An 11,754-nucleotide genomic window follows, 5' to 3' on the forward strand; every position below is an offset into this window, starting at 1 on the left:
AACAAGCTTGTTGAATTTCAATGGCAACAGCGTTTTTAACGCTCCTGTGAATTTCTACGCTAATAATTCTCAAATTTCTTTCACTAAATTAGCGACTTTTAATTCTAATGCCTTGTTTGATTTAGAAAACAACAGCACCCTGAATTTTCAAAGCGTTCTTTTAAACAGCACTCTAAGCCTTTTAGGCAATGGTGCTAACGCTCTATCCATTAATGCAAGCGGGAATTTCAGCTTTGGAACTCAAGGCGTTTTGAATCTGTCTAATGTGAATTTGTTTGATGCAAAAAACAAGCCCTTAGTTTATAATATTTTACAAGCTCAAAACATTCAGGGTTTAATGGGGAATAACGGCTATGAAAAGATCCGTTTTTATGGCATACAGATTGACAAGGCTGATTATTCGTTCAATAACGGCGTTCATTCTTGGAGTTTCATTAACCCGCTCAATACGACTGAAACGATTACCGAAACCTTGCATAACAACCGCTTGAAAGTGCAGATCTCTCAAAACGGCGTTTCTAATAATGCGATGTTTAATCTCGCTCCTAGCTTGTATGATTACCAACAAAACCCTTATGATGAAAGTGCGAATTCCTATAATCACACGAGCGACAAAGCTGGCACTTATTATTTGAATAGTAACATCAAAGGCTTTGGTAAGAATAATGAGATACCCGGGACTTATAATGCGCAAAACCAACCCTTACAAGCCTTACACATCTATAATCAGGCTATCACTAAACAGGATTTAAGCGTGATCGCTAATTTAGGTAAGGAATTTTTGCCTAAAGTGGCTAAGCTTATCGCTTCAGGGGCTTTAGACAATCTCAATCTCAATAGCCCGGATAGCTTTGAAACGATTTTTAGTATCTTAAAAGAATATGGCATTACTTTAAACCAAGCGAATTGGAAGAGTTTATTGAAGATCATCAATAATTTTTCTAACACGACTAATTATCATTTTTCTCAAGGCAGTCTCGTTGTGGGGGCGATCAAAGAAGGGCAAACCAATACTAAAAGCGTGGTGTGGTTTGGAGGCGATGGCTATAAAGAGCCATGCGCGGTTGGGGATAATACTTGCCAGATGTTCAGACAGACTAATTTAGGGCAATTGCTCCATTCCACTTCGCCTTATTTAGGCTACATTAACGCTAATTTTAAGGCTAAAAACATTTACATTACCGGAACCATCGGTAGCGGGAACGCTTGGGGGAGCGGAGGGAGCGCGAATGTGTCTTTTGAAAGCGCGACGAATTTGGTGCTTAATCAAGCCAATATTGACGCTCAAGGGACTGATAAAATCTTTTCTTATCTAGGGCAAGGTGGCATTGAAAAGTTTTTTGGAGAAAAAGGCTTAGCGAATGCGCTTTCTAATATTGTTTATGAAGAGAGTTTGAACAATAACGCTATCCCTAAAGATTTAGCTAGCATGATCCCTAAAGATTTTGGATCTAAGACTTTAAGCTCTTTGTTTAGCCCTACTGAAGTGAATAGCCTCTTAGGCGTGAGCGCTTTTAAAAACGCGATCATGGAAATTTTAAATTCTAAAACGGTGGGCGATGTTTTTGGTGAAAACGGGCTTTTAAATGCATTGGATACGGCAAAAAGAAAAGAAATCGATCAAATGCTTTTAGAGCAAATCCAAGCCCATTCTTCAGGGTTTGAAAAATTCATTGTTAAAACTTTAGGGATTGAAAATGTAGAGAATTTCATCAATAACTGGTATGGCAAGCAAAGTTTGAGTTCTTTTGCCAATAATTTTGTGCCTGGAGGCTTGAATCAAGCCCTGGATAAAATAGGTTCTAGCGCTGATGCCAAAGACTTACAGAGTTTCTTGGATAAAACGACCTTTGGGGATATTCTCAATCAAATGATTGAACAAGCCCCCTTAATCAATAAGCTCATTTCTTGGCTAGGCCCGCAGGATTTAAGCGTGTTAGTGAATATCGCTTTAAATAGCATCACCAATCCCAGTAAGGAATTATTGGGCGCGATTTCTGGAATGGGTCAAAAAGTGTTGAACGATTTGCTAGGCGAAGGCGTAGTGAATAAAATCATGAACGATCAAGTCTTAGGGCAAATGATTAATAAAATCATCGCTGATAAGGGCTTTGGAGGCGTTTATCATCAAGGTTTGGGATCCATACTGCCTAAACCCTTGCAAGATGAATTGAAGAAATTGGGCATGGGCTCTTTACTCAAACCTAAAGGTTTGCACAATCTTTGGCAAAAAGGGAATTTCAATTTCGTGGCTAAAAACCATGTGTTTGTGAATAACAGCTCGTTTAGTAACGCCACAGGGGGGGAATTGAATTTTGTAGCGGGCAAGTCCATTATCTTTAACGGGAAAAACACGATTAATTTCACGCAATATCAGGGCAGGCTTTCTTTTGTATCTAAAGATTTTTCTAACATTTCATTAGATACCTTAAACGCTACCAACGGCTTAACGCTTAATGCGCCACGAAATGATATTAGCGTTCAAAAAGGTCAGATTTGCGTGAATGTCTTAAATTGCATGAGCGAGAAAAAAACTAATTCTTCAACTTCAAGCACTCCAACCGATGAAACGCTAGAAGTGAATGCCAATAACTTCGCTTTTTTAGGAACCATTAAAGCTAATGGATTAGTGGATCTTTCAAAAGTCTTACAAAATACGACTATCGGGACTTTAGATTTAGAGCCAAACGCCACTTTTAAAGCGAATCATTTGATCGTGAATAACGCTTTTAACAATAACTCTAATTACAGGGCTGATATTAGCGGTAGTTTCAATGTACTTAAAGGAGCGACTTTTAGCACGAATGAAAATGGTTTGAATGTGGGGGGGAATTTTAACAGCGAAGGGCCATTAATCTTTAATCTTAACAATAAAACCCATCAAACGATTATCAATGTAACTGGCACTTCTACGATCATGTCTTATAATAATCAGGCTTTAATCCATTTTAATACTCAACTCAAGCAAGGCGCTTACACGCTTATTAACGCTAAACGCATGGTTTATGGCTATGATAATCAAACGATTCTTGGAGGGAGCTTGAGCGATTATCTCAAGCTTTACACCCTCATTGATTTTAACGGCAAACGCATGCAATTAAAGGGCGATTCGTTAAGCTATGACAACCAACCGGTTAGTATTAAAGATGGGGGTCTTGTGGTAAGCTTTAAAGACAATCAAGGGCAAATGGTGTATTCATCTATCCTTTATGATAAAGTTCAAGTTAGCGTCTCTGATAAGCCCATGGATATTCATGCCCCTAGTTTGGAGTATTACATTAAATACATTCAAGGCAGTGCTGGTTTGAATGCGATCAAATCTGCGGGCAATAATTCCATTCTGTGGTTGAATGAGCTTTTTGTGGCTAAGGGGGGTAATCCCTTGTTCGCTCCTTATTATTTGCAAGACAATCCCACTGAACACATTGTTACTTTAATGAAAGATATTACCAGCGCTTTAGGCATGCTTTCTAAACCCAATCTTAAAAACAATTCCACCGATGCTTTACAGCTCAACACTTACACGCAACAAATGAGCCGTTTAGCCAAGCTTTCTAATTTCGCTTCCTTTGATTCAACGGATTTTAGCGAACGCTTGAGCAGCCTTAAAAACCAAAGATTTGCTGATGCGACCCCTAATGCGATGGATGTGATTTTAAAATACTCTCAAAGGGATAAATTAAAAAACAACCTTTGGGCGACCGGCGTTGGGGGCGTGAGCTTTGTGGAAAATGGCACAGGAACGCTCTATGGTGTCAATGTGGGCTATGACAGATTCATTAAGGGTGTGATTGTTGGAGGGTATGCGGCTTATGGGTATAGCGGGTTTTATGAACGCATCACTAATTCTAAATCTGATAATGTGGATGTGGGCTTGTATGCGAGGGCTTTCATCAAAAAGAGCGAGCTGACTTTCAGCGTTAATGAAACTTGGGGGGCTAATAAAACCCAAATCAGCTCCAACGACGCTTTGCTTTCTATGATCAACCAATCTTATAAATACAGCACATGGACGACGAACGCAAGAGTCAATTACGGGTATGATTTCATGTTTAAAAACAAAAGCATCATTTTAAAACCTCAAATTGGTTTAAGGTATTACTATATTGGCATGACCGGTTTAGAAGGAGTGATGAATAACGCGCTCTATAACCAGTTTAAAGCGAACGCTGATCCGTCTAAAAAGTCGGTTTTAACGATTGATTTTGCTTTTGAGAACCGCCATTATTTCAACACAAACTCTTATTTTTATGCGATTGGCGGCTTTGGTAGAGACTTATTAGTTAATTCTATGGGGGATAAATTGGTGCGTTTCATTGGCAACAACACTTTGAGTTACAGAAAAGGCGAGCTTTACAACACCTTTGCGAGCATCACTACGGGCGGGGAAGTGAGGTTGTTTAAAAGCTTTTATGCGAATGCTGGGGTGGGGGCTAGGTTTGGATTGGATTATAAAATGATCAATATTACCGGAAATATTGGAATGCGTCTAGCGTTTTAGGGGGTTGGGGCTTACCCCTTTTTTGAGCCATTAAACGATTGATGAGAAGCCAAACAAGACATTAGCGCATAGAGATTGATGATATTACAAAATCCCAAGATGCTTTGTTCGTTTTGAAAAATTCTAGCTACAAAAATGGCCAAGCAAAAACAAAACAATACGCTTAAAAAAACACTAACAAAAAATAAGCGCTTTAAAATGAAGAATAGCGATGATACTAAAGCACATAAGAAGAGAGAACAATAAAGATAAAAGCGATCACAACGATTAGTTTTGAAGCGATTAATGCTAGAATTAAAAGAATCTTCGTATTGATTAATGTTGCCATTCCTACCCATTCGCAACTATCTAAGACAATAGGATCGGAGTGGCGATGATGCTTGTAAGTTGTTGGGTGTTGCGCAAGCTTATGAGATTTGATATAAGAGCGTTTTGCTCTAAACTGGTTTCTAGTTCATCCATAATAATCAATTTTATAAAAAATTGATAGGATTTAAAAAGGTCGTTTGCGTTTAATTTAGGTGGGTAGGTTTTTGGGCGTGTGCTGATATTAGAAATCATAAAATCCCCTTATATGGAAATGATTTAAAATCCTATTTAGGGTTATTATATTCAAATGATGGTTTTATTTAGTGCAGTATTACTAAAAAATTAACCAATATTTGTTAAAACGAGCCAAAAGCGTTACTGATAGACACGCTCTAAGCGAGTGAAACGATTTCAAAAAGTGCTCCAAACTCTCAAAAATAGACAAAGCCAAATCTTTAAATAAAAAAACCCTAAAAACCAAAGAAACGGAGTTTTTGATTTCTTATTATCAAAACCCTAAATACCCTCTCATTTTTTGTCCGTTACTGGTTTATGGGTGTTTTAGCATATAAAATTCCAACGCTTTTTCAAAGAGGAGCGAGCGATTAGGAAAACCTTTCTCTTTCATGTATTCATCCACTTTAGCCATAAAACTGGGCGAAAGTAAAACGCTATGATTGATTCTTCGCTCTTTACTTGTTTTTTCTTCGTATTCTATCTCTTCTATTTCAGCTAACAAACTGGGCGAAAGCGAAATGTTAAAACTGCTTTTTCGTTCGCTACTCACTTTTATTTCTGCTTCTAACTCGGCTAATTCTGTTAGCAATTTTTTGCGTTTGGCTTGTAAGGCCTGAATGGTTGTGTGCGCTTTATGGTGTTCCATTATTGCTCCTTAAAGTATCTTTATTTTTCGCATTCTACTATAAAATAGGATCTTGTGAGTAAATTCATTAAGAATGAAAATTGGAATTTTTCTTTAGAATTTAACCGGGTATTTGATTTTAATTTCAATCCAATTCCTTAAGGCGCTTCAACAATTCTTCTTCATTCAAAACGCTCACGCCATGTTTTTTTGCTAGAGCGAGTTTTGAGCCGGCGTTTTCTCCAGCGATTAAAAAATCGGTTTTAGCGCTCACGCTTGAAGAAATTTTTGCCCCTAAATTTTCTAACATTTGAGCGTATTCTTGCCGTGGTTTAGAAAGCGTGCCGGTTAAAACAATCGTTTTATTGCTGAAAACAGAAGGGCTTTTTTGCTTTTCTTCAGCCATATCGTTGTTTTTAGGGTTTAACAAATCAAATAACGATCGGATAAATTCCTGATTGCTCGCATAAAAATTGACTAAAGAGCGCGCCATTTCCACCCCAAAGCCTTCCATTTCTAAAAATTCGGATTCGCTTTTTTCTAACACATTTAAGCCGTATTTAGCCAGCGTTTTACTCGCTCCCTTACCGATATGCTCAATCCCTAAAGCGTTAATCAAACGCCATAAGGGAGGGTTTTTGCTTTTTTGAATAGCGTCTAATAGATTTTGAGCTTTTTTGATTTTGAATTTGTCTAGCCGCATTAAATCTTCTAATTTTAAAGCATACAAATCCAGAGCGTTAAAAATGAGTTTTTCTTCAAAAAGTTGCTCTATGACTTTATCGCCTAGGCCTTGAATGTTTAAAGCGTCTTTAGAAGCGAAATGAATCAAGCTTTCTTTCAACCTTGCCGGGCAGTTGAGGTTTTGACAATAAGTAAAAATCTCTTCGCATAAAAGCTCATGCGAACATATAGGGCAAACTTTGGGGCGTTCAATTTTATGTTGCGAGCCGTCCCTATAAGATTCTAAAGGTTTGATGATTTTAGGGATCACATCGCCGCTTCTAATGACGACAACCCTATCATTGAGCATGATATTCTTTTTTTCAATTTCAGAATAATTGTGTAAGGTCGCTTTCGTAATGATAGCTCCAGCAATTTCTACAGGCTCTAAAACAGCGACCGGTGTGATCGCCCCGCTACGCCCCACTTGGTTAATGACTCCTACAATTTTTGTGTGTTTTTCTAGAGCCGGGAATTTATAAGCGCAAGCGAATTTAGGGGATTTTTGCGTGTAGCCTAGCTCCTTTTGAATGTTTAATTCATTCACAACGATCACCATGCCGTCTAAAAGGGCGAAAAAGCCATCCCTTTCTCTAATCAGGGTGTGGTAATTTTCTTCTATTTCTTGGTGGTTTTTGTTTAGGCTTAAGTATTGAATAGCGCTAAAACCTAGCGAAACAATAAAATCCAAACACTCCTTAAAGCTTAGGAAATTTAAAGAATGCTTGCCCACGCCCCAAGGAATGAATTGCAATTTACGCTTTTTAGTGATTTCGCTATCAAGCTGTCTCAAACTCCCTGATGCGGCGTTTCTAGGGTTAGCGAATAGGGATTCATTAGCGTTTAAGCGCTCTTTGTTTAAAGCGTCAAAATCCTTTTTAGCAATGATCACTTCGCCCCTGATTTCTATTTCTCCATTATAAGCGATAGCGTGGGGGATATTAGCGATGTGTTTAGCGTTTGCACTCACTAATTCCCCTTCTAAGCCATTACCCCTAGTGGTCGCACTCACTAGCTTGCCATGTTGATACAAAAGATTGAGCGAAACCCCATCAAGTTTGGGCGAACACACGAATGAAGCGTTAGGATAAACTTTTAAAATGCGTTGCAACCACGCTTGCAATTCACTTTGATTGAACACATCATCTAAGCTCCACATCCGCATTAAATGGGGGTTTTTACTGAACTCATTGGTGGCAGTAGCCCCCACTTTTTGGGTAGGGGAGTTAGCCTGAATATCATTAGGGTTTTCTTCTTCATAAGCTTTTAATTCTTGGTAAAGTTCATCATAGACCGCATCGCTTACGATGGGTTCATCAAGGTTGTAATAATGGTGCGATAGGGTGTTTAAATATTCAATTCTTTCTAAATATTCTTTTTGGCTTTTTATCATTAAAAACCTTTTAAACTAAATTAGGGTAGTATTATAACATTTAATCTTTGATAGGGCTTTAGGGGAAATTAGGTGGTAAGAGACATTGACAAAACGACTTCGTTGCACTTGAACAACGAAGCGCAATTTCTGTGTTTTAGATTAGATGCAGAAAAAGACGCCCAACTTTATGGCATGAATATTTTTAAGATCCGAGAAATTATCCATTATGATGGGGAGATTACAGAGATTCTTGGAGGGAGCGATGGCGTGATGCTCGGATTTCTTAGCGTTAGGGGCGAATCCATTCCTTTAGTGGATGTGAAAAGGTGGTTGCATTATAACGCCAATGATCCGAGTCGTGATTTAAAAGAATGCAGCGTTAAAGATGATCATAATCTGGTGATCGTGTGCCATTTTTCTAACCATTCCATCGCTCTAAAGGTTTTAAAGATTGAAAAAATCATTCATAAAAATTGGAATGAGATTAGTGCTGGGGACAAACAAGGCATTAATGAAGAGGGCAAGCTTAGCGCTATCACTCGTTTTGATGAAGAACGAGTGGTGCAAATCTTAGATGTGGAGAAAATGATTAGCGATGTTTTCCCTAGCTTGAAGGATTTAGACGATTTGACTTTGCGTTGCATAGAAGCCATTCAAAGCCAAAAACTCATTTTAATCGCTGAAGACTCCCTAAGCGCTCTTAAAACCCTAGAAAAGATCGTTCAAACTTTAGAATTGCGTTATTTAGCCTTTCCAAATGGGAGGGAATTGTTGGATTATTTGTATGAAAAAGAACATTACCAACAAGTCGGCGTGGTCATTACGGATTTAGAAATGCCTAATGTTTCAGGGTTTGAAGTGTTAAAAACCATTAAAGCTGATCACAGGACTGAGCATCTTCCTGTGATTATCAATTCGTCCATGAGCAGCGATTCTAACCGCCAGTTAGCCCAATCTTTAGAAGCGGATGGTTTTGTGGTAAAATCTAACATTCTTGAAATCCATGAAATGCTTAAAAAGACGCTTTCATAAATTTAATTTTTGTTTTAATTTAAAGGGATAAAACATGCGAAGTCATTTCTGCACAGAAATTAGTGAAAAAGATGTGGGTAAAATCATCAAAGTGGCCGGGTGGTGTAACACTTATAGAGACCATGGAGGCGTGGTTTTTATTGATTTAAGGGATAAAAGCGGTTTGGTGCAACTCGTCTGTGATCCTAGCTCTAAGGCTTATGAAAAGGCTTTAGAGGTTAGGAGCGAATTTGTGCTAGTGGCTAAAGGGAAAGCGCGTTTAAGGGGTGCTGGGTTAGAAAACCCTAAACTAAAGACCGGTAAAATTGAAATCGTTTTAGAAGAGTTAGTCATTGAAAATAAAAGCGCTACCCCACCGATTGAAATTGGCAATAAAAATGTGAATGAAGATTTGCGCTTGAAATACCGCTATTTGGATTTACGCTCTTTGAATGCTTATGAAATCTTTAAATTGCGCAGTGAAGTGGCTTTAATCACTCGTAACACTCTAGCCCAAAAGGGCTTTTTAGAGATTGAAACCCCCATTCTGTCTAAAACTACGCCTGAGGGAGCTAGGGATTATTTAGTGCCAAGCAGGGTGCATGAGGGCGAATTTTTTGCGCTCCCTCAAAGCCCGCAATTATTCAAACAGCTTTTAATGGTGGGGGGAATGGATAGGTATTTTCAAATCGCTCGTTGTTTTAGAGATGAAGATTTGAGAGCGGACAGGCAGCCAGAATTCACGCAAATTGATGCGGAAATGAGTTTTTGCGATGAAGATGATGTGATGGGCGTGGTGGAAGATTTGTTGCAAGCGATTTTTAAAGCGATTGGGCATACTATTTCTAAACCTTTTAAACGCATGCCTTATAAGGAAGCGATGGAAAATTACGGGAGCGATAAGCCGGATTTACGCTTTGAATTGCCTTTAATAGAAGTGGGGGATTGCTTTATGGACAGCTCAAACGCTATTTTTTCTAATATCGCACAAGATTCTAAAGATAAACGCATTAAAGCTTTGAATGTTAAGGGGGCTGATATCATTTTTAGCCGCAGCGTTTTAAAAGAATTAGAAGAATTTGTGCGCCAATTTGGGGCTAAAGGCTTAGCGTATTTGCAGATTAAAGAAGATGGGATTAAAGGGCCTTTAGTTAAATTTTTGAGCGAAAAGGGGCTTAAGAATATTTTAGAAAAAACTGGTGCAAAAACTGGGGATATTGTCTTTTTTGGAGCTGGGGATAAAAAAATCGTGTTAGATTACATGGGGCGCTTGCGCTTGAAAGTGGCTGAAACGCTTGATTTGATTGATAAAGACGCTTTGAATTTCTTATGGGTGGTCAATTTTCCCATGTTTGAAAAAACCGAAAACGGCTATCATGCCGCGCACCACCCCTTTACGATGCCTAAAAATATAGAATGCGAAGATATAGAAGAGATTGAAGCGCATGCGTATGATGTGGTGCTTAATGGCGTGGAGCTTGGTGGGGGAAGCATTAGGATTCATAAAGAAGAAATGCAAAAAAAAGTCTTTGAAAAAATCAATATCCACGAAGAGGAAGCGCAAAAGAAATTTGGCTTTTTATTAGAAGCGCTAAAGTTTGGCGCTCCTCCTCATGGGGGCTTTGCGATAGGCTTTGATCGCTTGATCATGCTAATGACTAAATCCAATAGCATTAGAGACGTGATCGCTTTCCCCAAAACGCAAAAAGCTTCATGCTTATTGACTGATGCGCCTAGCCCCATTAATGAAGAGCAACTAAGAGAATTACACATTCGCTTGAGAAAATAATTTAAAAGGATACGATTTGAAACAACTATTTTTGATTATTGGAGCCCCAGGGAGTGGTAAAACCACTGATGCAGAGCTTATCGCTAAGAATAACAGCGAAACAATCGCTCATTTTTCTACTGGGGATTTACTCAGGGCTGAGAGCGCTAAAAAGACCGAGCGAGGCTTATTGATTGAGAAATTCACTTCTCAAGGCGAATTAGTGCCTTTAGAAATTGTGGTAGAAACGATCCTTTCAGCGATTAAAAGCTCTAGTAAAGGGATCATTTTAATTGATGGCTATCCCAGGAGCGTGGAGCAAATGCAGGCTTTGGATAAGGAATTGAACGCTCAAAATGAAGTGATTTTAAAAAGCGTGATTGAAGTAGAAGTGAGTGAAAACACCGCTAAAGAAAGGGTTTTAGGGCGCTCTAGGGGGGCTGATGATAATGAAGTCGTGTTTCATAACCGCATGCGGGTGTTTTTGGATCCGTTGGGTGAGATCCAAAATTTTTACAAGGCTAAACATTTGCATAAAGTTATCAATGGCGAAAGAAGCATTGAAGAGATTGTGAATGAAATGCAAAAATATATTTTGTCTTTTGCGAATTAAAATGCGTTCCAAAGAGAATGAGCTGTGATTGGTGTTTATATCATTTCTTTAAAAGAAAGTCAAAGGCGTTTGGATACTGAAAAACTCGTTTTAGAGTCTAACGAAAAGTTTAAAGGTCGTTGCGTTTTTCAAATCTTTGACGCTATTAGCCCCAAACACGAAGATTTTGAAAAATTCGTTCAAGAGCTTTATGATGCGCAAAGCATGTTAAAATCCGATTGGTTCCATTCTGATTATTGTTATCAAGAATTATTGCCCCAAGAATTTGGGTGCTATTTGAGTCATTATTTTTTGTGGAAAGAATGCGTTAAATTAAACCAACCGGTCGTTATTTTAGAAGATGATGTAGCGCTAGAGTCTAATTTCATGCAAGCCTTAGAAGATTGCTTGAAAAGCCCTTTTGATTTTGTGAGACTCTATGGGCATTATTGGGGAGGCCATAAAACCAATTTGTGCGCTCTCCCTATTTATACAGAGAATGAAAATGAAGAGGTTGAAGTGCCTATGGAAAATCATGCAGAGGCTGAAGCGTCTATGGAAAAAACGCCTATTGAAAATTATGAAGTTACCCCCCCCCCCCCACCCCACCCCC

The 11,754-nt window shown here is 38.6% G+C and carries 8 protein-coding genes; 5 read left to right on the plus strand and 3 right to left on the minus strand.

The window, feature by feature from the left end:
* On the plus strand, positions 1 to 4,501 hold a 4,501-nt coding region (locus BZK24_RS06710; protein ID WP_171972423.1), incomplete at its 5' end, for a vacuolating cytotoxin domain-containing protein.
* Positions 4,502 to 4,849: 348 nt separating this feature from the next.
* Here the strand turns inward: BZK24_RS06710 and BZK24_RS09900 are convergent.
* The 3 genes from BZK24_RS09900 to ligA all read right to left on the minus strand — a co-directional run bounded on the left by BZK24_RS09900 (position 4,850) and on the right by ligA (position 7,788).
* Complete coding sequence (locus tag BZK24_RS09900) at positions 4,850 to 5,062, minus strand: hypothetical protein (protein WP_001874199.1); 213 nt, start codon at positions 5,060 to 5,062, stop codon at positions 4,850 to 4,852.
* Between the two features lie 298 nt (positions 5,063 to 5,360).
* Complete coding sequence (locus BZK24_RS06725) at positions 5,361 to 5,693, minus strand: ribbon-helix-helix domain-containing protein (protein WP_000399900.1); 333 nt, start codon at positions 5,691 to 5,693, stop codon at positions 5,361 to 5,363.
* Between the two features lie 124 nt (positions 5,694 to 5,817).
* Complete coding sequence (ligA, locus tag BZK24_RS06730) at positions 5,818 to 7,788, minus strand: NAD-dependent DNA ligase LigA (RefSeq protein ID WP_077656952.1); 1,971 nt, start codon at positions 7,786 to 7,788, stop codon at positions 5,818 to 5,820.
* Between the two features lie 72 nt (positions 7,789 to 7,860).
* Between ligA and BZK24_RS06735 the strand changes: the two genes are divergently transcribed.
* The 4 genes from BZK24_RS06735 to BZK24_RS06750 form a co-directional block, all read left to right on the plus strand.
* Positions 7,861 to 8,802: a chemotaxis protein gene (locus BZK24_RS06735; protein WP_077656953.1), complete on the plus strand. Its 942-nt coding sequence runs from the start codon at positions 7,861 to 7,863 to the stop codon at positions 8,800 to 8,802.
* Positions 8,803 to 8,836: 34 nt separating this feature from the next.
* Positions 8,837 to 10,570, plus strand: coding sequence for an aspartate--tRNA ligase (gene aspS, locus BZK24_RS06740; protein ID WP_077656954.1), 1,734 nt, complete (start codon positions 8,837 to 8,839; stop codon positions 10,568 to 10,570).
* A gap of 16 nt (positions 10,571 to 10,586) precedes the next feature.
* Positions 10,587 to 11,162: an adenylate kinase gene (locus tag BZK24_RS06745; RefSeq protein WP_077656955.1), complete on the plus strand. Its 576-nt coding sequence runs from the start codon at positions 10,587 to 10,589 to the stop codon at positions 11,160 to 11,162.
* Positions 11,163 to 11,186: 24 nt separating this feature from the next.
* Positions 11,187 to 11,754: glycosyltransferase family 25 protein (locus BZK24_RS06750; protein ID WP_077656956.1), on the plus strand; the 568-nt coding region annotated here is incomplete at its 3' end.

Source organism: Helicobacter pylori (genome assembly GCF_001998165.1).
Lineage (GTDB): Bacteria > Campylobacterota > Campylobacteria > Campylobacterales > Helicobacteraceae > Helicobacter > Helicobacter pylori_DL.